Origin of the sequence: Thioclava sp. JM3 (assembly GCF_002213185.1) — a bacterium.
Classification (GTDB): Bacteria; Pseudomonadota; Alphaproteobacteria; order Rhodobacterales; family Rhodobacteraceae; genus Thioclava; species Thioclava nitratireducens.
In genome coordinates this window covers 78,286-101,313 of record NZ_NBOB01000010.1, presented here as the reverse complement: position 1 = coordinate 101,313, position 23,028 = coordinate 78,286, and the positions used below count along the sequence as shown (strand labels likewise).

At 62.5% G+C, this 23,028-nt stretch carries 24 protein-coding genes; 12 read left to right on the top strand and 12 right to left on the bottom strand.

The features are described 5' to 3' along the window. Positions 1–7: 7 nt before the first annotated feature. Together B6V73_RS17295 and B6V73_RS17290 are read right to left on the bottom strand one after the other, a co-directional pair. Positions 8–460: a GAF domain-containing protein gene (locus tag B6V73_RS17295; RefSeq protein ID WP_075776844.1), complete on the bottom strand. Its 453-nt coding sequence runs from the start codon at positions 458–460 to the stop codon at positions 8–10. Further along, positions 457–1,635: an acetyl-CoA C-acyltransferase gene (locus tag B6V73_RS17290; protein WP_075776843.1), complete on the bottom strand. Its 1,179-nt coding sequence runs from the start codon at positions 1,633–1,635 to the stop codon at positions 457–459. The genes B6V73_RS17295 and B6V73_RS17290 overlap by 4 nt, the downstream gene beginning before the upstream one ends. 87 nt (positions 1,636–1,722) lie before the next feature. Here B6V73_RS17290 and B6V73_RS17285 point away from each other — a divergent pair, with 87 nt between their 5' ends. Further along, complete coding sequence (locus tag B6V73_RS17285; RefSeq protein ID WP_088725922.1) at positions 1,723–2,067, top strand: STAS domain-containing protein; 345 nt, start codon at positions 1,723–1,725, stop codon at positions 2,065–2,067. After that, positions 2,060–2,575 carry an ATP-binding protein gene (locus B6V73_RS17280; RefSeq protein ID WP_168174927.1) on the top strand — a complete coding sequence of 172 codons (516 nt, stop codon included), beginning with the start codon at positions 2,060–2,062 and terminating at the stop codon, positions 2,573–2,575. Before B6V73_RS17285 ends, B6V73_RS17280 begins: the two co-directional genes overlap by 8 nt. 25 nt (positions 2,576–2,600) lie before the next feature. Here the strand turns inward: B6V73_RS17280 and hspQ are convergent, their stop codons facing one another. Next, positions 2,601–2,927 (bottom strand): heat shock protein HspQ, encoded by a 327-nt coding sequence (hspQ, locus tag B6V73_RS17275; protein WP_088725920.1) that lies wholly within the window; start codon positions 2,925–2,927, stop codon positions 2,601–2,603. Between the two features lie 190 nt (positions 2,928–3,117). Here hspQ and B6V73_RS17270 point away from each other — a divergent pair, with 190 nt between their 5' ends. After that, positions 3,118–3,696: a lytic transglycosylase gene (locus B6V73_RS17270; protein WP_075776840.1), complete on the top strand. Its 579-nt coding sequence runs from the start codon at positions 3,118–3,120 to the stop codon at positions 3,694–3,696. Positions 3,697–3,700: 4 nt separating this feature from the next. Here the strand turns inward: B6V73_RS17270 and B6V73_RS17265 are convergent, their stop codons facing one another. The 4 genes from B6V73_RS17265 to B6V73_RS17250 all read right to left on the bottom strand — a co-directional run bounded on the left by B6V73_RS17265 (position 3,701) and on the right by B6V73_RS17250 (position 10,322). Beyond that, on the bottom strand, positions 3,701–4,297 hold the full coding sequence (locus tag B6V73_RS17265) for an outer membrane lipoprotein carrier protein LolA (RefSeq protein ID WP_075776891.1): 597 nt from the start codon (positions 4,295–4,297) through the stop codon (positions 3,701–3,703). A gap of 226 nt (positions 4,298–4,523) precedes the next feature. Beyond that, positions 4,524–7,694, bottom strand: a complete 3,171-nt coding sequence (locus tag B6V73_RS17260) for a DNA translocase FtsK (protein ID WP_088725919.1) — start codon at positions 7,692–7,694, stop codon at positions 4,524–4,526. Between the two features lie 12 nt (positions 7,695–7,706). Then, positions 7,707–8,885: an aminotransferase class I/II-fold pyridoxal phosphate-dependent enzyme gene (locus B6V73_RS17255; RefSeq protein ID WP_088725918.1), complete on the bottom strand. Its 1,179-nt coding sequence runs from the start codon at positions 8,883–8,885 to the stop codon at positions 7,707–7,709. 120 nt (positions 8,886–9,005) lie between these two features. Continuing rightward, positions 9,006–10,322: an amidase family protein gene (locus B6V73_RS17250; protein WP_088725917.1), complete on the bottom strand. Its 1,317-nt coding sequence runs from the start codon at positions 10,320–10,322 to the stop codon at positions 9,006–9,008. Between the two features lie 83 nt (positions 10,323–10,405). On the opposite strand from B6V73_RS17250, the gene B6V73_RS17245 reads away from it, so the two are divergent. Further along, positions 10,406–11,632: an FAD-dependent monooxygenase gene (locus B6V73_RS17245; RefSeq protein WP_240497887.1), complete on the top strand. Its 1,227-nt coding sequence runs from the start codon at positions 10,406–10,408 to the stop codon at positions 11,630–11,632. A gap of 10 nt (positions 11,633–11,642) precedes the next feature. Here B6V73_RS17245 and B6V73_RS17240 read toward each other — a convergent pair whose 3' ends face one another. From B6V73_RS17240 to B6V73_RS17220, 5 genes are all read right to left on the bottom strand, one after another. Beyond that, on the bottom strand, positions 11,643–11,855 hold the full coding sequence (locus B6V73_RS17240) for a Trm112 family protein (RefSeq protein ID WP_088725915.1): 213 nt from the start codon (positions 11,853–11,855) through the stop codon (positions 11,643–11,645). After that, a complete protein-coding gene (locus B6V73_RS17235) occupies positions 11,852–12,490 on the bottom strand; it encodes an LON peptidase substrate-binding domain-containing protein (RefSeq protein WP_075776834.1) in 639 nt (212 codons plus the stop codon). The genes B6V73_RS17240 and B6V73_RS17235 overlap by 4 nt, the downstream gene beginning before the upstream one ends. Before the next feature lie 27 nt (positions 12,491–12,517). Next, positions 12,518–13,435, bottom strand: coding sequence for a co-chaperone YbbN (locus B6V73_RS17230; RefSeq protein WP_088725914.1), 918 nt, complete (start codon positions 13,433–13,435; stop codon positions 12,518–12,520). Between the two features lie 96 nt (positions 13,436–13,531). Then, a complete protein-coding gene (locus B6V73_RS17225) occupies positions 13,532–14,320 on the bottom strand; it encodes an exodeoxyribonuclease III (RefSeq protein ID WP_075776890.1) in 789 nt (262 codons plus the stop codon). A 127-nt stretch (positions 14,321–14,447) separates the two neighbouring features. Then, entirely contained in the window at positions 14,448–15,884 is a 1,437-nt protein-coding gene (locus B6V73_RS17220; RefSeq protein ID WP_075776832.1) for an aldehyde dehydrogenase family protein, read from the bottom strand. A gap of 97 nt (positions 15,885–15,981) precedes the next feature. Between B6V73_RS17220 and B6V73_RS17215 the strand changes: the two genes are divergently transcribed. From B6V73_RS17215 to B6V73_RS17185, 8 genes are all read left to right on the top strand, one after another. Continuing rightward, a complete protein-coding gene (locus B6V73_RS17215) occupies positions 15,982–17,484 on the top strand; it encodes a DUF6538 domain-containing protein (protein ID WP_088725913.1) in 1,503 nt (500 codons plus the stop codon). A 199-nt stretch (positions 17,485–17,683) separates the two neighbouring features. Continuing rightward, the gene (locus B6V73_RS17210) at positions 17,684–18,325 is read left to right on the top strand and encodes a hypothetical protein (RefSeq protein ID WP_143597936.1); all 642 of its coding nucleotides are present in this window, start codon (positions 17,684–17,686) and stop codon (positions 18,323–18,325) included. A 248-nt stretch (positions 18,326–18,573) separates the two neighbouring features. Then, the gene (locus B6V73_RS17205) at positions 18,574–19,035 is read left to right on the top strand and encodes a hypothetical protein (protein WP_088725911.1); all 462 of its coding nucleotides are present in this window, start codon (positions 18,574–18,576) and stop codon (positions 19,033–19,035) included. Next, positions 19,032–19,277 (top strand): hypothetical protein, encoded by a 246-nt coding sequence (locus B6V73_RS17200; RefSeq protein WP_088725910.1) that lies wholly within the window; start codon positions 19,032–19,034, stop codon positions 19,275–19,277. The genes B6V73_RS17205 and B6V73_RS17200 overlap by 4 nt, the downstream gene beginning before the upstream one ends. A gap of 135 nt (positions 19,278–19,412) precedes the next feature. Beyond that, positions 19,413–19,739: a hypothetical protein gene (locus tag B6V73_RS17195; protein WP_088725909.1), complete on the top strand. Its 327-nt coding sequence runs from the start codon at positions 19,413–19,415 to the stop codon at positions 19,737–19,739. Further along, positions 19,730–19,975, top strand: coding sequence for a hypothetical protein (locus B6V73_RS17190; protein ID WP_088725908.1), 246 nt, complete (start codon positions 19,730–19,732; stop codon positions 19,973–19,975). Before B6V73_RS17195 ends, B6V73_RS17190 begins: the two co-directional genes overlap by 10 nt. A gap of 264 nt (positions 19,976–20,239) precedes the next feature. Then, positions 20,240–20,386, top strand: coding sequence for a hypothetical protein (locus tag B6V73_RS20870; protein ID WP_168174926.1), 147 nt, complete (start codon positions 20,240–20,242; stop codon positions 20,384–20,386). Positions 20,387–20,451: 65 nt separating this feature from the next. Next, positions 20,452–22,629, top strand: a complete 2,178-nt coding sequence (locus B6V73_RS17185) for a hypothetical protein (protein ID WP_143597934.1) — start codon at positions 20,452–20,454, stop codon at positions 22,627–22,629. Positions 22,630–23,028 lie beyond the last annotated feature (399 nt).

Genomic DNA, 23,028 nt, shown 5'->3' with positions numbered 1-23,028 from the left:
CGCTTCCTCACAAATGGCCGAACACGTTTTTCAGGATCGCTTCCAGCGCCGCGGCATCCGCCTCGGTGAAGGCGTCGGGCTGGTCGCTGTCGATATCCAGCACCGCGATGAGGCCCCGCTGCGCATAGACCGGGATCACCAGTTCCGAACGGGTGGAGCTGGCGCAGGCGATATGGCCCGGGAAAGCCTCGACATCGGGCACCAGTTGCGTGCGCCCCTCGCGTGCCGCCGCCCCGCAGACCCCGCGCGAGAACGGGATCACGAGACAGCCATGTCCCCCCTGATAGGGGCCGATCTTCAGTAGTTCCGGCTCGGTGACCCGGTAGAAGCCGGTCCAGTCGAAGCGGTCATCCGCGTGGTGGATTTCGCAGGCGAGCGTCGCCATCAGCGCGACCTCGTCGGTCTCGCCCTCGGTCAGCGCCGCGATGCGTTTCGTCAGGTCTTGGTAATCCACGTTCATACCCGTTCAATCGCGATGGCCGTGCCCTCGCCCCCACCGATGCAGATCGCGGCCACGCCGCGCTTGAGACCGGCCTTTTCCAGCGCATTGAGCAGCGTCACGATGATCCGCGCACCCGACGCGCCGATCGGATGGCCAAGCGCACAGGCGCCGCCATTCACGTTTACTTTGTCATGCGAAATGCCCAGCTTGTGCATGAAGGCCATTGGCACGACCGCGAAGGCCTCATTGACCTCCCAAAGATCGACATCCTCGATCGTCCAGCCCAGCTTCTTCAGCAGCTTTTCCGCCGCCGGCACCGGAGCCGTCGGGAAATCGGCCGGCGCCTGCGCATGGCTCGCATGGCCCAGAATGCGTGCGCGGATCGGCAGCCCCTCGGCCTTCGCCGCGGCCTCGGAGGCCAGCACCAGCGCCGCCGCCCCGTCCGAGATCGAGGACGAATTCGCCGCCGTCACCGTGCCGTCCTTGCGGAAGGCGGGCTTGAGTTGGGGGATTTTGTCGGGGCGCGCATTACCCGGCTGCTCGTCGATCGCCACCACGGTCTCGCCTTTGCGGCTCTTCACCGTCACGGGCGCGATCTCACCCGCGAAGGCCCCGGATTTCTCCGCGGCAACGGCACGGTTCAGCGACGCCATCGCGTAATCGTCCTGCGCCTCGCGGGTAAACTGGAACGCCTGCGCGCAATCCTCCGCGAAGGTGCCCATCAGGCGCCCCTTGTCATAGGCGTCCTCCAGCCCGTCGAGGAACATGTGATCGAGCGCCTGCGCATGGCCGAGCCGCGCCCCTGCGCGCATCTTCGGCAGCATGTAAGGCGCGTTGGTCATGCTCTCCATGCCGCCCGCGACCATCACCCCGGTCTGGCCAAGCGCGATCTGGTCATAGGCCACCATTGCCGCTTTCATGCCCGAGCCGCACATCTTGTTCAGCGTCGTCGCGGGCACCTCTTCGCCGAGGCCCGCCGCGAAACCCGCCTGCCGCGCGGGCGCCTGCCCCTGACCTGCGGGCAGCACGCAGCCCATCAGCACTTCCTCGATGCGCGCAGGCGCGACACCCGCACCGTCCATCGCCGCCTTGATGGCGACACCGCCCAGCTCGGACGCAGACACACCTGCGAAGACGCCCTGCATCCCACCCATCGGCGTGCGCGACGCTCCGACGATCACCACGTTTTCCATGATATCCTCCAAAATCCTGTTCCACGGATACCGAATGGTAAGCATTGCCGTCTAGCCTTCCCGTCAGATCAACCGCGGGAGGCGTACATGAACCTTACTGCCGAAGCGCTGGAAGGCGCGCTTGTCGTCCATCTGGCCGAGGCGCGGCTGGACGCTGCGATCGCCCTCAGGTTCAAGGAACGGATGCGCGATGTGACGATGCAGCCCGCGCCGCGGGTACTGCTCGACCTTTCGAAGGTGGAGTTTCTCGACAGTTCCGGCCTCGGCGCGGTGGTGGCGGTGATGAAATCGCTCGCCCCCGACCGACAGCTGGAGCTTTGCGGGCTGACACCGAATGTGGTGAAAGTTTTCCGCCTCACCCGCATGAATTCGGTCCTGCCGATCCATGCCGATCTCGCAACCGCCTTGGGGAAGGGCCGGAGATATGCGTGAGCGTCTGAATGCAAGAGCCCCCGCCGCGACTGCGCGCCCAGACCCCCGCCCGGATGGGGGCGAGGTGCGCGTCTTCAACCTCAGCTTTCCGGCGACGCCGATCGCGGTGCGTGATGCCCTGCGGGCTGCGGTGGCGCGTTTCATCCGTCTGATGACCGAGGAAGAGGCCGGAACACTGGAACTGATCCTCGCGGAAATCCTCAACAACATCGTCGAACACAGCTACGGCGAAAGCGAGGAGGGCGTGATCGCGTTATCCATCGTCCGCGACCGAAAAGGGCTCAACTGTTCGGTCAGCGATGACGGGATCCCTCTGCCCCCGGCCTGCCTCGACCTCCGGGACCGCGACCCGGAGCGGCCCGACCCGAGCAGTCTGCCCGAAGGCGGCTTTGGCTGGTTCCTGATCCGCGACCTCGCGACCGATCTTGGTTATCACCGGCAGGACGGGCGCAATCTGCTGGCCTTCCGGATGCCGCTGGAACCGGTCGAGATACTGCAGGAGGGATAAGCCGGCGCCGAACCCGCAGGGTCGTTCAGTTCATATGGAATTGCAGCCGATAGGAGCCGTTGCCGAACTCACCGAACAGATCATCGAGATCGGGATGGCTCACCGGCTCGCCGGAGAAATCCGCGACGAGGTTCTGCTCGGACACATAGGCCACATAGTAGCTTTCGTCGTTCTCCGCGAGCAGGTGGTAATAGGGCTGATCCTTGGACGGGCGCGACTCCTCGGGGATCGCGTCGTACCATTCCTGCGAGTTGGAGAAGATTGCATCGACGTCGAAGACCACCCCCCGGAACGGGTGGTTGCGATGTCGCACCACTTGGCCGATGTGATATTTCGCGTGCGTGGTATGCATGTCTATCCTCATACCTAATACCTAAATCGTGAAACCGCTCAGGTCCACGTTTTCGCCTCATTTCCGCCGGAAACAGATTGTCCGATTCGTCGCGACAGTCCGCTGACATCGTGCGTTTCCCGGTTTTCGAACGGGCCAATTACGCATAGGATGACAAAAAACAAGGCCGTCAGAGCAAAGAAGAGCAGCTATGAAGAAATACCTCGCCCTCGGCGTATTGCTTGCGGTGGCCGCCTGCGGAGGCGGACCGTCCAAGCCCCCGCGCAACCTTGATGACGCCTGCGCGATCATCAAGGAGCGTCCGCAATATTTCAACGCCATGCGCCGGACGGAGGCCCGATGGGGCGTTCCGGTCGCGGTTCAGATGGCCACGATCCACCAGGAAAGCAAGTTCGACGGCAACGCGAAGACACCGCAGCGATTCGCGCTCGGGATCATCCCGCTGGGCCGCCAGAGCTCTGCCTACGGCTACAGCCAAGCCCTCGACGGCACCTGGGACGAGTATCGCGAAGATACCCGTCGCTTCGGTGCCCGGCGCAACCGCATCTCGGATGCCACCGACTTCATGGGTTGGTACATGGATGGCACGCAGAAGAAGCTCGGCATCTCCAAGGCCGACGCGCGCAACCAGTATCTCGCCTATCACGAAGGGCGCGGCGGCTATTCGCGCGGGTCACACCGGTCGAAATCCTGGCTTCTCGCCGTGGCCGACCGAGTCGCATCCCGCGCGCAGATGTACGAGATCCAGCTTCAAGCCTGCCGGCGCTGAGCAATCAGCGCCGCTGGGCCAACGCCTGGTCGATCGAGAACATCGAGGTGGCAAAGTTGCCGCCTTTTTGGAGGTTGTTGAGGATCGTCGTGGTCTTCTCGCCTGACTGGTTGGTGATCACCCATTGGCGCAGCTCAACCGGCCCGTCGGTGAAGATGAGCTGAATATTCCCGTATTCAGGATGCTGCGGGTCCTGCGCGGTGACGATCGTCTTCGGCCCGTCCGTCGTATAGCCCACGACCATACCGTTACGATTCAGGTCGATATTGCGCCCGAGGATCAGGTTCAGCGGCGTCTTCACCAGCGGGTATTGCTCCGGTGGCTGGTTCGATTTCGGATCGAACACAGCGACGCGGTTAGCCGAGGCCAGCACCAAAGTCTTGTCGTTATTGTACTGGAAGCGCGCCCGGCCGGGCCGCTTGATGAACAGCTTGCCGGTCGAGATAGACCCGTCCGAATTGACCTGCGTGAAATCCGCCGAAGCGGAGGTCAGCGAGTTCAGATAGGACGATATCTGATTCAGCGAGACTTTCCCGGCCGAAGCCGGAAGGGCGAGCGCCAGCGTGAAGATCGCGGCGAGCAGGATGCGGATCTGTTTCATGACCATAGATTTAGGCACTCCTTGCGAAAGCGGAAGTCCCGCCGTAACGCGCCAATCGCGCTGCGGGTCCGTCTTGAGCGCATTTGCGCCGAACCGGGGATGTCATTCAATAACATCTCCCCCAGTATCGGATGACAGCACACCGGGTGCGGATAGCCCGTGCGGCCCAATGCAAAACGCCCCGAGGTCTCCCCCGGGGCGCTCTGCATCTCAGATTGTGACCGGCTTATTGCTGTTCGGGCACGAGGATTTCGCGCTTGCCGACATGGTTCGCCGAGGACACGACGCCCTGATCCTCCATCTGCTCCACGAGGCGCGCGGCCTTGTTGTAGCCGATGCCCAGCTTGCGCTGGATGTAGGAGGTCGAGCATTTGCGATCCTTTATCACGATGCCCACCGCCTGATCATAGAGCGCATCCTCGCCGCCGGTATTGCCGCCAGTGTTGAGGCCCAGCACCTGATCGATGTCGGAAGCCACCTCGTCATCGGGGCCCTCGACGACGCCCGACATGTAGGCCGGCGGACCGAAGCTCTTGAGATGGTTGACGATTTCCTCGACTTCCTCGTCGGACACGAAGGGCCCGTGGCAACGGGTGATCTTGCCGCCGCCCGCCATGTAGAGCATGTCGCCCATGCCCAGAAGCTGCTCGGCGCCCTGCTCGCCCAGAATGGTGCGCGAGTCGATCTTCGACGTCACCTGGAACGAGATCCGGGTCGGGAAGTTCGCCTTGATCGTGCCGGTGATGACATCGACCGAGGGGCGCTGCGTCGCCATGATCAGGTGGATGCCCGAGGCCCGCGCCATCTGCGCCAGACGCTGGATGCAGGCTTCGATTTCTTTGCCTGCGACCATCATCAGGTCCGCCATCTCGTCGACGATCACGACGATATAGGGGAAGGGTTCGGGCTGGAATTCATCCGTCTCGAAGATCGGCTCGCCGGTCTCCTCGTCGAAGCCGGTCTGCACGGTGCGCTTGAACATCTCGCCTTTCTCAAGGCTCTCCTTCACGCGACCGTTGTAGCCCTCGATGTTGCGCACGCCCATCTTGGACATCTTGCGATAGCGCTCTTCCATCTCGGAGACGACCCATTTCAGGGCGACGACGGCTTTCTTCGGATCGGTCACGACGGGGCTGAGCAGATGCGGGATGCCGTCATAGACGGAGAGTTCGAGCATCTTCGGGTCGATCATGATCAGGCGGCACTCTTCCGGCGTCAGACGGTAGAGGAGCGACAGGATCATCGTGTTGATCGCGACGGATTTACCCGAACCGGTCGTCCCCGCGATCAGCAGGTGGGGCATCTTGGCGAGGTTGGTCACGATAGGCTCGCCACCGATCGTCTTACCCAGAGCCAGCGGCAGCTTGATGTTCTTGTCGTCGAAGTCGCGCGCCGAGAGGATCTCGCGCAGCACGACCTTTTCACGGTGATCGTTCGGCAGTTCGATCCCGATCACCGAACGGCCCGGCACGGTCGAAACGCGTGCCGACAGCGCCGACATCGAGCGGGCGATATCGTCGGCCAGACCGATCACGCGGCTGGCTTTGAGACCCGGCGCGGGCTCGAGTTCATACATCGTGACAACCGGGCCCGGGCGGACCGAGACGATCTCGCCCTTCACACCGTAATCGTCGAGCACCGTCTCGAGCATCCGTGCGTTCTCCTCCAGCGCCTCATCCGAGAGCTGGTGGCGCTGGATCGTCGTGGGATTGGTCAGCAGCGACAGCGGCGGCATTTCGAAGGGCGCAGTCTGCGGCTTCTCAAAAGTCATCTTGGGCTGCGCCTCTTCGATCGCACGACGCGACGGGGCCGCGGGTTTCGCCGCGGGCTGCACCACGCGCTTCGGCTCGGGCTGTTTGATGACCTGACGGTCGAGGCCACGCGCCGAGGCCGGGATCTCCGGCACCACGTCTTCCTCGATCCATTGCGCATTGCCGGTCTCGTCGAAGGAATGTGGCTCGCCGGCATAGAAATGCTCGGTGCGCATATCGCGGAGATCGGGTTCGAAGCCTTCGTAATCCGGGTGGGTCCAGTCGCGGCTCTCTTCGCCTGCGTATTCGCGTTCCTGTGCGACCTGCTCGGCAGCCGTCATATGCGGCTCTTCGGCCTCGGCATAGGTCGCCATTTCGGGCGCGCGCTCCGGGGCGGTTGCGGCCGGTGCGCCGAAGCCCGGCATGAAACGCGGCTTGGCCCGAAGCGGTGGCTCCGCACGCAATTGCGGCTCGGCCCGCAGCGGCGGTTCCTGATGGACCACCTGCGGCTGGCGCGGGCCGCGCGCGAGACGCTTGGCGACTGCGGCGAGCACCGAGGCCGAAGGACGCGGCGGCTCCGGCTCGGGCTCGGCGAAGGTTTCGGGCATATCGTGATGCAGCGGCGCTCCGGCAGGCTCGGGCGCGTAATCGGTGGCGACCGGTGCGGCCTTGCGGTTCTGCACCGCCTGGCTGATGCGCGCACGGATCCGATCTTCGGTGGGCGCGGCCGGCGGCTGGTCGTCCCAATAGGGCTCGGTCTCGAACAGCTCCGGCGAGGCATCATAGGGATCGTAGTCCGGCTCCACCGGGCGACGGATGCGAGACAGGAAGGACGGGCGCGCGGCCGGGGCAGCTTCGACCTCCGGGGCCCAATGCTGCGCGGCGAGCGCCTGCTGCTCTTCCCAAGCCGCCTGCTCAGCGGCACGTTCGGCGGCTTCGGCGCGACGCTGGCGCGCACGCTCCGCCGCCGAGCGCGCCCCCATGACCGAAGCCGAGGCCCCGCGACCCAGAACGTTCATCACACCGACATAGACCGCGACCGTGCCCAGCCACATGAAACGCGTGATCGCGCGCAACTCGGGCTTGGTGAAGCCGAGAACGAAGGTCGCCATCGCCAGCATCGCCGCGGCGAGGACCAGCGACAGAAGCTTCAGCCCGACCACGCCAGAAATCGGGACGATCCCCAGCATCGCACCCGCGATCATATCGCCGAAATGCCCACCAAGGCCGAAGGCCTGACCCCATTGATCGCCCGGCACCAGAAGCGCTGCATAGACGGAGGCGACGGCCACGGCGATCGGGAAGAAGATCATCCGCGACACGAGGCGCTCTTCGCCGCGATGGGTGATCATGCGCAGGCCCCAGGCCACCAGCGCCGCAGGCAGCAACCACGCGCCGTGACCCACGATCACGAACAGCGGCGAGGCGATCCCGGCGCCGATCCGGCCGAGCCAGTTCTGCACCGGCTCATCCGAGGCTGCCATCCAGCTTGGATCTTCGGGATGATAGGAGAAAAGCATCATCGCGGCGAGCAGGCCGAAGACGACCAGCAGCCCCCCTACCAATTCCTTGCCACGCCGTTCCAGAACGGCTTGCGTGTCCTGATCGAAAAGCGGATCGCGCTGTCGAACCTGATAAGATGCCATAACCTACCGTCCTCAACCGTATAGGCAGTCGCGAAGCTGCGTGAGCCCGCGCTGCGTTTCTGCTTTTGGGGCGACCAGAGCCACCCTAATATATTTCTGGCCGGGGTTTTCCCCGTTCACCTCGCGCGCGAGATAGGCGCCCGGCAGCACGCGAATGCCGGTCTCTTTCCAAAGCTTGAGCGCCGCTGCCTCCCCGTCTTCGACGGGAAGCCAGAGGAAGAAGCCGCCCTGCGGCAGCTGGAAGCCATCAACGCCGTCGAAGATCTGCCCCGCGATCTCGTATTTCTCGGCGTAAAGGCGACGATTTTCCGTGACATGAGCCTCATCCGCCCAGGCCCGCTCTGCCACGCGCTGCAGCGGTTGCGGCAGCGGTGACCCCGCATAGGCGCGCAGGCGACGGATATGTTTAATGCTTTGCGGCCCGGCGGCGAGGAAGCCCGAGCGCAGACCCGGCAGGTTCGACCGCTTCGAGAGCGAATGAAAAATCACCACGCGCTCGGGGTCGATGCCTTCCTCGGCGGCGACCTGTGCCGCACCGGGCGGCGGGGCCTCGCGCCAGATTTCGGAATAGCACTCGTCGGCGAAAACCATGAAGTCGTGCTTCTCGGCCAGATGCAGCAGATCGGCCAGATATTCGCGGCTCGCGACTGCGCCCTGCGGGTTCGAGGGCGAGCACAGATAGGCGACGGTGACGCGGTCCAGCACCTCCGCCGGAAGTGCCGAATAATTAGGCAAAAACCCGGTCTCGGCGCCTGCGGGCACGAAAACCGGCTCCGCGCCGACCGCTGCAGCGGCCACCGCGTAGACCTGATAGAACGGGTTCGGGATCGCGATCACGGGCGTCTTGCCGCGTTTCTGTTCGGGCGAAAGCGCCATCGCGGCGTTATAAAGACCCTCGCGGGTGCCGTTGAGCGCCATGATCCGCTCGGGTCCGATATCGACCGAATAGCGCCGCTTCAGCCAGTCCGAGATCGCATCCAGCAATTCGGGCGTGCCGTCGTTGGCGGGATATTTCCCAAACTCTCCAAGGCTTTGCGCAATGACATCACCCACGAACTCGGGCATCGGATGGCGCGGCTCACCGATGGACATGGCCAAGACGTCGCCGCCCGGTTCATGCGAATCGAGCAGCGCGCGCAAACGCGGAAATGCGTATTCGGGCAGGTTCGAAAACCGCTCGGGAAAGTCCATCTGTGCCTCATCGAATGGGGTCTATGTCGCCCCTTATTACCGACGAGGTTACAAAAGCTCCGCCGTTTCGTCCAGAAAAAGACAAGCTCCAGAGCGGGTTGACCACAAGAAATGTGGTTTTCAGGCCAGCGCCGATTCGGCGCCCATGCCCAAACGCAGCAATCGATCCTCCGTCATGGGCGGCGCCATCAGCGAAATCCCACAGCTTGGGATTCCCGTCGGAAGGTTCAGCGCGCACAGCCCCAGCACATTGCCGATCCGAGTGTTGCGCAGCGCGAGCACGTTTTCCTCTTGGAAATAGCGCTTGTCGCTGAGAAGGCGGCGGACATCGGGCGGCAGGATCGGCGATGTCGGCACTAAAACGGCGTCATATTCCGCAGTCGCCTCCAGATAGGCGGCGCGATAGCCTTCCAGCGCGTGCCACCCCTTGGCGTAATCCGAGGCCAGTGCGTCGCGCCCGCTGCGGAACCGCTCGAGGATCGCTGCGAACATCTTCTCGGGCGCGGCTTCGATCTCGTGCTTCCATTCGCCATAGGCCTCGGGCGCGAAGAGAACGCCGGAAAGGTCCATCGCCGGGCGCACCATCGGCAAGCCCCGCCGCTCGATCACCGCACCCGCCTTAGCGAAGGCCTCAACAGCCCGCTCAAAGCCTTGCACCGGCTTTTCGCGGGTGCCCTCGAACGGCAGCCCTTCGAGCACCAGCAGCCGTTTGCCCCTGAGGCTTGCGTCGCGCAGATCCGGCGCGGCACGCCCTTCGAGCAGCGCCAGCACATGGGCCGCGTCCTCGACGTTGCGTGTCAACGGACCGATCGTGTCGAAGCTCCTACACAGCGGCACGACACCCTTGGTCGTGATCCGGCCATGCGTGGTCTTAAGCCCCACCAGATCGTTCCATGCCGCAGGAATGCGCACCGACCCGCCCGTGTCCGATCCGACGGCCGCCGCCGCCAAGCCGCGCGCCACCGACAGCGCCGCTCCGGAGGAAGACCCGCCCGGCGCGAGTTCGGGATCATGGATGTTCGGCGGTGTCGCCGTCATCGGGTTCACGCCTAGCCCGGAGAAAGCCAGTTCGGTCATATGCGTCTTGCCCAGACAGACCGAGCCGCCCAGCGTGGCCTCGATCAGCACATCGGCGTCGCGCTCGGGCACGCGCCCGGCCAGCAACCGCGTGCCCGCTTCCGTCGCCACGCCCGCGGTGTCGAACAGATCCTTCCACGACAGCGCAACCCCATCGAGCATCCCGCGCCGACGGCCCTGCTTGGCGCGCTGATGCGCGGCCATCGCCTCGTCGCGGGCGCGCTGCGGCGTAAGGCGTGCATAGATGTCTTCCGACGCTTCAGCCGCTGCGAGATAGGCCTCGGTCTGCTCCACCGGATCGAGCTGCCCGGCGGCGATCGCCCGCCCTTGCTCCGCAGCCCCTGCCAGACGCCATTCCATACCCCACCTCCTTCGTTCTTTCCGCCACGCTAGCGACAGTCCCGCGCATGGACAATCCCGCTTCCAGCGCCATAGTAAGCGCCATGAAACACGATTCAGACGTCATCATCGCAGGCGGCGGGCTCAACGGCCCCGCCTTGGCGCTTGCATTGGCCTCCGCCGGCCTTTCCGTGACCCTCGTCGATGCGGCGCCGGCTCGCCAGCGCGCGACCGACACGTTCGACGGACGCGCCTATGCGCTGGCGATCGCGTCGCAAAAACTGCTGCGCGCGATCGGCGTCTGGGACGGGCTTGCCGATCAGGCGCAACCGATGATGGAGGTGAAAGCCGCCGACGGTCACGCAGGCGAAGGGGCGGCGCCCTTCTTCCTGCATTTCGACGCGCGCGAGCTGGATCAGGCACCGGTCGGGTACATGCTGGAGGATCGCTACCTCTATCGCGCGTTCCTCGATGCGATGGAGGCGAGCGACAAGATCACGCTACTGCATGAGACGCAGGTCACGGGACAGCAGGTCGTGCCCGGCGGGGTCGAGGTGAGCCTGTCCACCGGCAAGACCCTGACCGCGAAACTGCTGATCGGCGCGGACGGTCGCCGGTCGGGCGTGGCCGAACGCGCCGGGATCACCCGTGAGGGTTGGGGCTATGGTCAGACCGCGCTGGTCGCGGCGGTCGAGCACGAGAAGCCCCATAACGGCATCGCCCATCAGTTCTTCATGCCGACCGGACCGCTCGCGATCCTGCCGCTGAAAGGCAATCGGTCCTCCATCGTCTGGAGCGAGACCGAAGAAAACGCAAAGACCATTTCGGCGCTGGATGACGAGGATTTCCTCGCTGTGCTGCGCCCGCGTTTCGGGGATTTCCTCGGCGAGATCAAACTGGCCGGGCCACGGTTCTCCTACCCGCTGAATCTGACGCTTGCGAAAGCCTATGTAGCGCCGCGCGTGGCGCTGGTAGGCGATGCGGCGCATGGGGTGCATCCGATCGCGGGACAGGGCCTGAATCTCGGGTTGCGCGACGTGGCGGCACTGGCGGAAATCGTCGTGGAAGCAATGCGCCGGGGTGAGGATATCGGGGCCGAGGACGTGCTGGAGCGTTATCAGGGTTGGCGACGCTTCGACTCGACGTCGCTCGCACTCGGCATGGATACCGTGAACAAGCTGTTCTCGAACGACAATCCGCTACTGAAGGCGGGGCGCGATCTGGGAATGGGTCTGGTGCAGGCAATCCCGGGGCTGCGGCGCGGGTTCATGCAGCAAGCGGCGGGGCTTTCGGGCCCCCTGCCCCGCCTGTTGCAGGGCCGCGCACTGTAAGCACCGCGCCTTATTCGTCGATCCGGCGCGCTTCGTCTTCCAAGAGGATCGGAATGCCCCCCCGGATCGGGAAGGCCAGCTTCGCGGGCTGCGAAATCAGCTCCTGCTTCTCGGCATCGTATTTTAGCACCGCATGGGTCAGCGGGCAGACGAGCGCCTCCAGCACGTGCCGGTCGAATAGCGGTTTCTCCGCAGCCGGTGCACTCTCGGTCTCTTCGCTCATTGCAACCGCTCCTCTCCGCCGCCATGCAGCGCATATTCGATCAGGGTCACCAGGGTTTCGCGCCGGGTGGCCAGACAGGGCGCCTCCAGCAGCGCCTGCTTGTCCTCGGGCTCCAGCGGCAAAAGCATCCCGAGCGAGTTGATCAGCAACTCGTCATCGGCATCCTTCAGCGTTTGCCAATCAGTATCCAGCCCTTGGGCGTGGAAAAACTTGGACAACAGGTCGAGAAAATCGTCTCGATCGAAGCCGTTGTCATGCTCCGCCGGGCCCAGATCGCGCTCGAACCCGGCCCAGCTGACCTCGGCGCGGATATAGGGCGTGAAGCCTTCGACCTCCTGCAGGATGCGATAGCGCGAGATCCCCGACAGCGTGATCATGTAGCGTCCGTCCTCAGTCTCGGAAAACCCGGTCAGACGGCCCGCGCAGCCAATCGTGTTGAGGTGGTTCTGCCCCTCCGGCCCCTTGATCGGCTGGATCATCCCGATCAGTCGAGACTTGGTCTTCATGCAATCTTCGATCATCTGCAGATAGCGCGGCTCGAAGATGTGCAGCGGAAGCCGTGCCCGGGGCAGCAGCAGCGCACCGGGCAGCGGAAAAAGCGGAAGGATTTCGGGCAAGTCGCCTTTCTTCATCATGCGGATGAAACTAGCGCGCCCAAGTCCTCAGGCAAATATCATCGACGACAGACGACGGCGACCTTTTGCGACGATCGGATCGTTCGGCTTGAGCGCATCGAAAATGGTGAAAAGCTGCGTCTTCGCGGCCTCGTTATCCCATTCGCGATCCCGCCGGAACAACTCGAGAAGTTGATCCACGGCCTCTTCGGCGTTCCCGGCCGCGTAGAGCGCCTGAGCATAGTCGAAGCGGGCCTGATGATCGTCCGGATCTGCCTCGACCTTGGATTTCAGATCGTCGAGCGGACCGGCCGATTGCGCCTGTTTCGCCAGATCGAGCTGCGCGCGCGCTGCCTCTACCGGGGCACTGTCGGCGAGCTTCGGCGGCACCGCGGCCAAGGCTGCACCTGCCGCATCCAGTTGATCGAGCGCGATGCGTGCGCGGATCAGGCCGCCATGGGCCTCCGCCAGCTCGCCATCTTCTTCGAGGATCGCCGCGAAGGTTTCCGCCGCATCTTCCGCCGCGCCTTCGGCCAGCATGGCTTCCGCCGCCTCGACCGCATCGCCCAGACCGTTGCCCGCCTCACCGCCGAAGGCTTCGATCAGCTTGGCCACGAAGCTTTTGATCTCGGAGGGGGGCAGCGCGCCCTGGAACCCGTCGATTGGCTGGCCCTGCCAGAAAGCGTAGACGGTGGGGATCGACTGCACGCGCATCTGGCCTGCGATCATCTGGTTTTCGTCGACATTGACCTTGGCCATCACGACCGCGCCTTTCGCGGCTTCGACCTCGGCTTCCAGCGCCGGGCCGAGCTGCTTGCACGGGCCGCACCACGGCGCCCAGAAATCCACGATGACCGGCACGGTCTGCGATTTCTCGACCACCTCGGCCATAAAGTTGGCTTCGGTCACGTCCGTGACGTATTCGCTCTTGCTTGCGGCCTTGGCGCCGCCACCCAGTTCCAGCATGTCCGTCTCCCGAAATTGCGGAGGATTTGCTTTCCTATATGGCCTCGGAAGGGCCGAACGCAAACCCGTTTGACCGCGGCGCGCTGCCGCAAGCGATTACAGATCGAAAGTCGCGAAAACCGGCGCATGATCGGAGGGCTTCTCCCAGCCCCGCGCGGCACGCAGCACCCGGCTGCCATGCGCCGCGTTCGAGATGTCCGGCGTCGCCCAGATGTGATCGAGCCTGCGGCCCTTGTCGGCGGCATCCCAGTCGCGCGCCCGGTAGGACCACCACGAATAGAGAAGCCCCTCGGGAATGTCCTGCCGGGTGATGTCCACCCATTTGCCCGCCTCCATCGCGTCATGCAGATGCTCGACTTCGATCGGGGTGTGGCTGACGATCTTCAGCAGCTGCTTGTGGCTCCAGACGTCATCCTCGCGCGGGGCGATGTTCAGATCGCCGACGAGGATCGACTTCTTCGGCCCTTCCGCTTTGAAGTGATCGCGCATCTGGGTGAGGTAATCCAGCTTTTGGCCGAACTTCTCGTTCACTTCGCGATCCGGCACGTCGCCGCCTGCGGGGACATAGAAGTTGTGGATGGTGACGCCATTCTCGAGCGTACCCGCGACATGGCGTGCATGGCCGAGATCGGCAAAATCATGGGCGCTGTTCTCTTCCATCGGAATTTTCGAAAAGATCGCGACGCCGTTATAGCCCTTCTGGCCGCGCGCGATCATGTGCGTGTAGCCCAGTTCCTTGAAACCCTCGACCGGGATCTTCTCGACCGGGCTCTTGCATTCCTGAAGGCAGAGCACGTCGGGCGCCTCTTCCTCCATCAGCTTGCGCACCAGCCCCTCGCGCAGCCGCACCGAGTTGATGTTCCAGGTCGCCAGCGTGAAGCTCATCTCATTCTCCCGTTCCAAAAGCCGCGCGATCATGTCGAAGGGCGGCCGCTTGCGCAACCGCCCCTGTTCTTCTCAATAAAAATATCGGCAGGTGAATTGGCCGATAGGCCAAGAGGGGCAGCGCCCCTTATTCCGCCCAGCCGGAGATCGACTTCACGTCGCAGAATTCCTCGATGCCCCAACGGCCACCCTCGCGCGCCCGGCCAGAGGAGCCGACGCCGCCGAACGGTGCCCCCGCCCCGCGGTCCTGACCGTTCATCTCGACCATGCCCGAGCGCAACTGACGCGCCAGCCGGTTGCGTCGCGCGCCGTCGCCCGATTGCAGGTAATTGGTCAGACCGTATGGCGTGGCGTTGGCCACCTCGATCGCCTGCTCCTCGCTGTCGAAGGGCATGATCGACAGGACTGGGCCGAAGATTTCCTCGTTCATGATCGTCATCGAGGGATCGCAGTCGGCAAAGACCGTCGGACGGACATAGAAGCCGCGATTGAGATGTTCGGGCCGTCCGGGACCGCCCGCGACGAGTTTCGCGCCTTCCGCGATGCCTGTCTCGATCAGGCCCTGGATCTTGTCGAACTGCGCCTTGTTGATGACCGGACCGATATGCTTGCCCTCCTCGCGAGGGCTGGCGACCTGCGTGGCTTCGGCGGTCTGCCGCGCGACCTCGACCGCGCGATCATAGGCCGAACGCTCGACCAGCATCCGCGTCGGCGCGTTACAGCTTTGCCCCGAGTTCTGGAAGCAATGCTTCACACCGCGGGCCACCGCATCTTCGTCCGCATCGGCGAAGATCAGGTTGGCGCCCTTGCCGCCAAGCTCCAGCGTCACGCGCTTGAGCGTATCGGCCGCCGCCTTCGAGATCGCGCGCCCGGCACGGGTCGAGCCGGTGAAGGAAATCATCTCGACATCCGGATGGGTCGAGAGCTGCGTGCCGACGCCCGCGCCGTCGCCATTCACGAGGTTGAACACGCCCTTGGGCAGCCCCGCCGCATCGAGGATTTCCGCGAAGATCAGCGAAGACAGCGGCGCTTCCTCGGACGGCTTCAACACCATCGTGCAGCCCGCGAGGATCGCCGGGATCACCTTGAGCGTCACCTGATTCATCGGCCAGTTCCACGGCGTGATCAGCCCGACGACACCCACCGGCTCATAGGCGATCATCGCGCCCGGCGTGCCGTCGCCCAAAGGATGCACCCACTCGAACGCCTTCGCCGCGTCGATGAAATTCTTGATGTGATAGGCGCCCGCGCCCCACTGGTTCTTGCGCGCGAGATCGATCGGCGCGCCCATCTCGAGGCTGATCGCCTGCGCCATGTCCTCGGCGCGCTCGGCATAGACCTTGGCGATCCGCTCGACCGCCGCGATCCGCTCTGCCGGGTCGGCCGCTTTCCAACCGGGCAGCGCCGCCTTCGCTGCCGCGACTGCCGCGTCCGTGTCGGCCTGATCGCCCAGCGAGATTACTGCACAGGGATCTTCGGTCGATGGATCAATCACCTCGTAGTCCTGCGCAGCCTTGGGTGCGACCCATTCCCCGTCGATGTAGAAATTCCGCTTCTCGATCATTCGGGCCTCTCCCCCTTGTTTTTCATGCAACATTCTGTATTTATTATAGTATATTTCGACCGAATCCACTCAAACCTTCACACAAAGCTTCACACACATGACCCAGACAAAGGTTTCAGGAACGATCCTTCGCGGCGGAATCTACCACCTTAAAATCCGCGTGCCAGCCCCCTTGCAGCCCCTCTATGGCGGCAAGGAATTTCTGGAAGGTTCGACCAGATCAAGAAACCGGAAGGACGCCGAACTTCGCGTCAGCGAAGCTCGGCTTGAAATGGACCGACTTGGAAAACTCGACCGTGAGACATTCGACAAGATCGCGCGCGCGGGCGGCATCCGGGCATTCGAAGCCGCGCACTCCCGTGATCTGATTGGGGCGGCATTCCGCAAAAGCTCACTGTCCGAGAGCGAGATGATCGAAATGGGCTACTCGGAAGAAGAGGCAATCGTGGAAGCCGTGAAAGGCGGGCGGATCGACACCAAGCTGGATGCAGAGCTTGCCGATAGCGAGCGCACTCTACGAAAGGCTGGCGCGCAGGTTGCAACTCAATACGCGAGGAGCTTGGAAGACGTCGCCGCCGACTTCGTGGCCTATAACAACTACCAGTCCGGTGACGCCATGCGCGCGCAGATGCTCTTCACAGCGAAGCTCTTCGTGGAGGCCATGGGGGAGATTCCAGCGGACAAGCTCACGACGGCACATTTGCACGACTTCATGCACCGAGCGAAGAAACTTCCCATTGCGAACCGGAAGGAAGTGAAGGGCCTGCCATTCGATGACGCAATCACCATCGCTGACGCGAAGGGACTACCCCGGATCAGCGACAAGACTCTGGGCTACCACCTGTGGCGCTTGAAGCGCCTAAGCGCTTTCGCCGTCGAGCGCGGAAACATGACGTCCGATCCTTGGGCGAGCGTCAAACCACCTCGGACTGCCCGAAAGTCGCACGCCGCCAAAAAGGAAGAAAAGCGCCAGCCCTTCAACGGCGAACAAATCGCGCTGATCATTGACGCCGCTAGACAGAAGTATGACCGCCGCACCATCGACTACTGGGGACCGATCTTCACCGCCTACTACGGCTTTCGCATCGAAGAAATCACACAGGTCTTCACGTCCGATATCGTCACCGTCGACGACCTCCCCTGCATTCGGATCAGTGACGCCGAACGCTGGCAGAAGGTCAAGAATCCGAACGCAATCCGGACTCTGCCGATCCACCCCGCGATCCTCGAAATGGGATTTCTTGACATGGTGGAGGAGCGCCGGAATACCTCCGACAGCCCCCTGCTCTTCATGCACCACGGGCGCGGCGATCAGCTTTACGAGCGCGAGCCAAGCACGCGCGGACGGCTCGCGGAGGCCTACGGGCAAAGGTTCGGGCGCTTCTTGGACTTGCTAGGGATCAACGATCCGAGATTTGTCTTCCACAGCTTCCGCCACCGCTGGGAAGATTGCGCGCGCTGGGCGCAGCTTCCAGAGGAGCATCAGAAGACCATCGCGGGGCGCGCGCGGAATGGATCGGGCGCAGGTTACGGCCACGGGGTTCCGGTCCCCCTTCTACTCCCGTCAGTCTCTGCGATTAACCCGGCGATGAAGCCCTGACGCCGACCACCACCGGAACACACCACCCGCGCCACTCTCGGCGCGGCTTCACTTTCTCGCGCAGACGAAGCGAGACGGCGCATCGGTGAGTTGGTTAGACCCGGAGCAGAAACGGCGATGACCAGAGCTCGCGAAAGCTACCCCGCCCACTTAGCCCTAAGGCTCCTCAGCATACGACCAAACGAATCACGCCCGATCCGTGACCCTTTTTTGCCAAAGTATTGATTTTGAGTCGTTTTTATGGCATAAGGTAGGCAGCCCCGAGGAAAACCTCGCCTCCTTCAAGGACCCCAAAAATCGATGTCAACAGGAATATATCGTGCTTAGCGTAAGAATTTCAGACTACTGCGCCGGAACAGGCCTCCACCCTGATACGGCGGGAAAGCACCTCTCGGGGCTACCCTTTACCGGCACTCGGGCACGACGCTATGCGCTGCCGTTCGCTCTCTCTCGGCTCGGCGCGAAATACCGCTTCGGAGCCGCAACACTCATCGAGAGAGCCGAGGACGACGGCAACCAGTTCATCGCGACGCTTCCGGAGATGCCGCTCATCGAAGAAACGGTGGCATGGCTCGAGCGCGATCCAGCCATGAAAAATCGGCTAAGCGCCGCTCGACGTCGCTTCTTTTCGTCCTTGAGCCGAAGCTCTCGGGGAGTCGTGAACTATTATCGCGACGTACCTCGTCTGTGGGACCTAATCCCCGTGGCCAGCGCAGTTCTGCCTTATGTGCTGACCGGCCAGCAGGATAAACTTCCAGATGACTGGGACGACTTCAGCCGCTGCCTTGCACTTCTTCACAGCACCTCACCGCGCCCAGACGACATGGACCTTGTCGCGTAATGATTTCGGCGCTCCTCCGTCTAGCGCTAAGCCACAGCGGCGCATGCCGTCGCCTCGCTCGCGCAAATGATCTCGAGCAAACCCTCCTCTCAGAAAGCGCGCTCATCTCTGCTCTTCGAGCCGCCCGCCTATCTCGCAGCGAGATCACTCGAATAGTCGAGCCTCTCGCGCACCTCCCACCACCCACCAGCGCTGAGATCGCAAATGCCGTCGAGACGGTCTGCCTCCGTGCCAAGTTTGGATGACCAATGACTGAAACTTTCGACAGTATCCTCAAGGGCGATCAGCTCGCACAGGCGCGGTTTGACGCCGCCAGCGCCAAGCTGATTGCAGATGCCGCTCAAATCGGGATCGAGCTGACGCCCGAAGATTGCAAACAGGTGCCGAGCGTGCGTCTCGCTTGCCTAACTGACATGGGCTTGACCGACTCCGCGCTGGAGGAGGCGAAGCAGTTGCCGCAGATCGCGGCAGCGGCTCAAAAAGCCGAACTCGCTCGGCAACTTAACGAAGGCGACAGCGTCGCACATGCCGAAATCGCCCAACTGAACCCCAGCCAGCGCTTGACGCTCGGCAGAGAGATCGAACGTAACCGCCCACACGAAGCAAAATCCCCGCCGTCCCCAGAGGAAACGCATGCAGCGATGCTTGCCATCCAAAGCCTGCCGCCGAGCGCCCGGCTCAGCTACGCACGAAAGGTGGGCCTTGCATGATCGACGTCGAACAGATTGCTCGGAAGATTGCTCGCGACGGTCGCCCAATCAGCGCCTTCTTCAGCGCGATCCGTGGCGATGGCTCGCGCGTGTATCTGGCCGATGGGTCCACCGTCGACGGCTACCGTTACTTGCTGATCGAGCGGCGTTTGCGAGAGCTTGGCGGACGTGTCGAGATTCTCGACGCTGAGGCACGACGCCGAAACACTGTTCGAGCGCGCGCACTAAGAAACAGACCATAGGCCGCCCGCATTCGTGCTTGCCTGCGCGCGGCCTCCCACCCGGCGTCTTGCCATTGCGTCGGGCTCGCGGCGGGGCGTTGCTCCAGACACCCCGCCGCCTCTTCTTCACCATCAAAACGAAAGAAATAACCACTAATGTGCAACTGCAGCCAATTGGGTATTGAAACGCTTCTCGTCGAAGAGGTCGCCGCCATATTGTCGGATTACTGCGACGAAGAAGAAACTGCCTACAGCATCGAGTTCCTCGACCTTCGCGTGTGTTTACCAGACAGCATCGCTGATCGCGTGACGCACCGTGCACTGCGCGCCTGCGACTTCGCGCCCGACACCGAGCGCGATGGTGAGGTTTGGCACAAGCCGCCGGTCGGGAAATGGCGTCACCAGCATGATGTCGACCTAACGCACCAAGATTATGATCATCTGATCACGATAGCATCGAAGAACATCTGGGGTTGCGCGTGAGCTTCTTTTCTCAGCCCGTTCCGCCGCTCGTCATTGCGCGCTCCGACTCCGACGCAGCGAAGCGCCGCCGCGACGCCGCTGCGCGAAACCGCAAGGCGATGGCCGCGCGAGCCAATTGGACCCGCGAGCAAATCCGAGAAGAAGAGCAACGCCTCTCTGATGAGATCGCCGCGCGTGTAGAGGCGGGAAAAATCACACGCTATGCGCCCGCTGACGAGAGCCGACGAATGAACTGACCGGATGTGCCATTTTGCGTGACACTTTACACGCGAAAATTCTCAGTCTGGACACAACATATAGACACTCACCCTCCACCAAATCACTTCTAGACCCAACTCCCCCTAGAAGCGCGAGCCCGAGCCGGGATCAACATATTCCCTTAAAATGTTAGTATATGTGACATTCCTCTGGGAAATCGCACATCCTAAAAATAATTGACTAGCGCGACCTACCTTAAATCAACATGTTGTGCCCCAGACACCAGATCAAGGAGCACAAACATGACCAAACCGATATCCGCCACCGCCATCGCTGCGATCCTCCTCGGCGCTCAGCTCAAAGAGGAGATTGAGCGTGGACTCGACACGCCCGAGAAGCGCGAGCGTTGCCGACGCATCGCGAATGCGCTTGCCGCCTTGCAGGAATGAAACACCGCACTTGGCCCGCGTAAGCGGGTCGCAACCTCCCACAAGCACGAAATCCCAGAGGGAAAATGGCAAAAACAACTGACTTTGAAGATAGAATTGAGGATGACGGCAGCCCACTGCCGTCACTCGGAAAGCTACGTATGACACCCGGAGCAAAGAAGCTGCGCGAGCGGCTCTCCGGAAGCGAGCTGAAAGCGATCCGCGAGGCTAAGGAACTCAACGCCGAGGCGATCTTGGACCGCCTGAACCGGCGCGACCGAGAAGGTCGGCTGCGAGTCCCCGCGCCGGACGATTGCAAACTGGTTATGATCTTCGCTCACTTGCGCGTAGCGGGAGCCTCTAAGATCGAGACAGGGCGCGTCCGAGACGCGTTGCGGAAGAATTGGCCGCAACTTTCCGCCGCAGACGTGAAGGCCGCTCAGAACCTTGCGGAGGCGGAAATCTCGGCAGCGCGCAAGGCTGAAGTGCGCAAGGGCGAGGTAACGAACGTCACCGACCAACACGGCTTTGATGCTCTTTGTCGCTACGGGCTGGAGCAGCTCCAGCGGGAAAACAGCAAGCTCGGGCAAGATCCGGCGCTTTATCAACACGGCTCTGAGCTGGTCCGTGTTCCGGTTGCTCCGAATGGTGAAGCTCGTATCGAGATGCTGAATCAGAAGAGCTTCAATCACGTACTCAACACACAGGCCCCCTATCGCCGCATGCAGGGCGATGATGGGCATATCAGCGCGAGCGCGCCTCGTGATGTGGCGGAGCACCTCTTTTCCAATCCAGCCCTGCCCGTCCCAGCCTTGGAGAAGATCGTCACCGTTCCGACATTCTCTGCGAACGGCGAGTTGAAACAGTCTGCTGGCTTCGACAAGGTCTCAGGTCTTCTTTACCTGCCCTCGCAAGGCTTGGATATTCCCGCGATCCCACGCGGAGACCTGACAAAGGAGTCGCAGAAAGCCGCAGCCTTTTTGGTGGACCTGTTCGCAGATTTTCCATTTGACGGGCTGACGCGCGAAGAAATCACGGCGCAGCGGCCCGCCTCGCTCGTGAACTACCTCGCTCTGCTTCTTACCCCGTTCGTGGCCCCGATCTTTGACGATGTGGTTCCGGCGCACTTGCTGACGAAGCCCGCACCCGGCACCGGCGCATCCCTCCTCGCTGAGGCCTGCATGCTCATCGCCGACGGGCGCGCCGAGCTTCGTCCGCCCCTTTCTCGCAATGAGGAAGAGCGCCGCAAGGCGCTCTTCTCCGCACTCCAGACTCAGAAAAACTTCCTAGTCTACGACAACGTGGCGGGTGAGATGGACTCCGCGACTTTCGCCAGCTTCCTGACCTCGCGAGAATGGACAGATCGCGTTCTGGGACGCTCAGGCGAACGTACCGTGCGAAACGCATCGGCGACCGTGCTCACAGGGATCAACCCCGGCTTCTCACCGGAATTGCAGCGGCGCCTAAGCCTCATCAAGCTTGACGCCAAGATACCAAACCCCAGTGAACGAGTGGGGTTCAAGATCAAAGGCGACTTCAAGAGCCACATTCGCGCACACCGTGGCGAGATCATCGCCGCGTGCCTGACGCTTGTTCAGCACTGGATCAACAAAGACATGCCCGCAGCATCGGGCAAGGCCCTTGCGTCCTTCGAGCGATGGCATGTGACCCTCGGCGGCATCCTTGAAGCAGCAGGCTTCAAGACGTTTCAGGCTAATCGCAAGGACCTCGACGCCGTTACCTATGTCGAAGACGATCCGATGCAGGTTCTTATCGAGGCATGGTACTCGCGTGCTCGCGACCGCGTGGACGCGATGGGGATGGACGCAGACTCCGGCGAGCTGCGCGACCTCGCAAAACTGGAAGAGATCGCTCTTCCGGTGAAGCTCTCGCGCACCGGCGAGGACTTTGATTTCGAGCCCCGCGCCTTCGGGAAGTATCTCGCATCGATGAAAGAGCGCACGTTCGCGGTGGACGGAGCTAATATCTCGCTGGTGCAGGGCGCTCGCAGCAATGGCCGTACGCCATGGCGGCTCGTGAAGCGCAAGAGCACCACCGCACCGGCAAGCTCACCGTCTCATGAGATCATTCCGAAAGCGGATAAAGCTCAGGCTCCACTTACTACTGATGGGCTCAATTCGAGCGACGATCCAAAAGTGGTTCGCATGAGACAGCGTAGACGTGCGCGCGGGCAGAGCTCAAGCCTCGCACGAATGGCGGAGCAAACATCGGATGCGGTGAACCCCTTTGCGAAGTCTCGGTGATGAACCCGACCCTCTGAAATAACGAAGGCCCCCGTCAGGGGGCCTTCTCACATAGCTCTAAATGCACCAGACGCACTCATATGCACTGCTAAATGCACTGCCTAAGTCCCTTTGTTCCATTGGGAAAATTGTCCTGCAGTTCGTATAGAGCATTATTTCTGGAAGGCCGCAGTAGAGCCAAGACCGTTTTCTCTAAACCTGCTTATTCCAGAACGATTGAAGCCCCACTGTCCTCGCTACCGCGTAACGGCAACAGAAAGCCGCCTTGCATAGATCGCGACGCAGATCGGAAAACGCACTACATGCCCTGATCTTTATATTTTCGATAAAAATCAGATCATTAGCTTAGTGCATTTCCTATTTCGAAACGCTTCGACATGCACGCAGATGCACTGAGCG

Excerpts from the sequence above, each read along its gene's own strand:
- B6V73_RS17290 (WP_075776843.1), bottom strand. The coding sequence starts at position 1,635 with ATGGAAAACGTGGTGATCGTCGGAGCGTCGCGCACGCCGATGGGTGGG.
- B6V73_RS17215 (WP_088725913.1), top strand. The coding sequence starts at position 15,982 with ATGACCCAGACAAAGGTTTCAGGAACGATCCTTCGCGGCGGAATCTAC.
- B6V73_RS17205 (WP_088725911.1), top strand. The coding sequence starts at position 18,574 with ATGACTGAAACTTTCGACAGTATCCTCAAGGGCGATCAGCTCGCACAG.
- B6V73_RS17235 (WP_075776834.1), bottom strand. The coding sequence starts at position 12,490 with ATGATGAAGAAAGGCGACTTGCCCGAAATCCTTCCGCTTTTTCCGCTG.
- B6V73_RS17265 (WP_075776891.1), bottom strand. The coding sequence starts at position 4,297 with ATGAAACAGATCCGCATCCTGCTCGCCGCGATCTTCACGCTGGCGCTC.
- B6V73_RS17185 (WP_143597934.1), top strand. The coding sequence starts at position 20,452 with ATGGCAAAAACAACTGACTTTGAAGATAGAATTGAGGATGACGGCAGC.
- B6V73_RS17285 (WP_088725922.1), top strand. The coding sequence starts at position 1,723 with ATGAACCTTACTGCCGAAGCGCTGGAAGGCGCGCTTGTCGTCCATCTG.
- B6V73_RS17270 (WP_075776840.1), top strand. The coding sequence starts at position 3,118 with ATGAAGAAATACCTCGCCCTCGGCGTATTGCTTGCGGTGGCCGCCTGC.
- B6V73_RS17195 (WP_088725909.1), top strand. The coding sequence starts at position 19,413 with ATGTGCAACTGCAGCCAATTGGGTATTGAAACGCTTCTCGTCGAAGAG.
- B6V73_RS17295 (WP_075776844.1), bottom strand. The coding sequence starts at position 460 with ATGAACGTGGATTACCAAGACCTGACGAAACGCATCGCGGCGCTGACC.
- B6V73_RS17245 (WP_240497887.1), top strand. The coding sequence starts at position 10,406 with ATGAAACACGATTCAGACGTCATCATCGCAGGCGGCGGGCTCAACGGC.
- B6V73_RS17240 (WP_088725915.1), bottom strand. The coding sequence starts at position 11,855 with ATGAGCGAAGAGACCGAGAGTGCACCGGCTGCGGAGAAACCGCTATTC.
- B6V73_RS17250 (WP_088725917.1), bottom strand. The coding sequence starts at position 10,322 with ATGGAATGGCGTCTGGCAGGGGCTGCGGAGCAAGGGCGGGCGATCGCC.
- B6V73_RS20870 (WP_168174926.1), top strand. The coding sequence starts at position 20,240 with ATGACCAAACCGATATCCGCCACCGCCATCGCTGCGATCCTCCTCGGC.
- B6V73_RS17200 (WP_088725910.1), top strand. The coding sequence starts at position 19,032 with ATGATCGACGTCGAACAGATTGCTCGGAAGATTGCTCGCGACGGTCGC.
- B6V73_RS17255 (WP_088725918.1), bottom strand. The coding sequence starts at position 8,885 with ATGGACTTTCCCGAGCGGTTTTCGAACCTGCCCGAATACGCATTTCCG.
- B6V73_RS17280 (WP_168174927.1), top strand. The coding sequence starts at position 2,060 with ATGCGTGAGCGTCTGAATGCAAGAGCCCCCGCCGCGACTGCGCGCCCA.
- B6V73_RS17220 (WP_075776832.1), bottom strand. The coding sequence starts at position 15,884 with ATGATCGAGAAGCGGAATTTCTACATCGACGGGGAATGGGTCGCACCC.
- B6V73_RS17225 (WP_075776890.1), bottom strand. The coding sequence starts at position 14,320 with ATGAGCTTCACGCTGGCGACCTGGAACATCAACTCGGTGCGGCTGCGC.
- hspQ (WP_088725920.1), bottom strand. The coding sequence starts at position 2,927 with ATGCATACCACGCACGCGAAATATCACATCGGCCAAGTGGTGCGACAT.
- B6V73_RS17260 (WP_088725919.1), bottom strand. The coding sequence starts at position 7,694 with ATGGCATCTTATCAGGTTCGACAGCGCGATCCGCTTTTCGATCAGGAC.
- B6V73_RS17230 (WP_088725914.1), bottom strand. The coding sequence starts at position 13,435 with ATGCTGGAACTGGGTGGCGGCGCCAAGGCCGCAAGCAAGAGCGAATAC.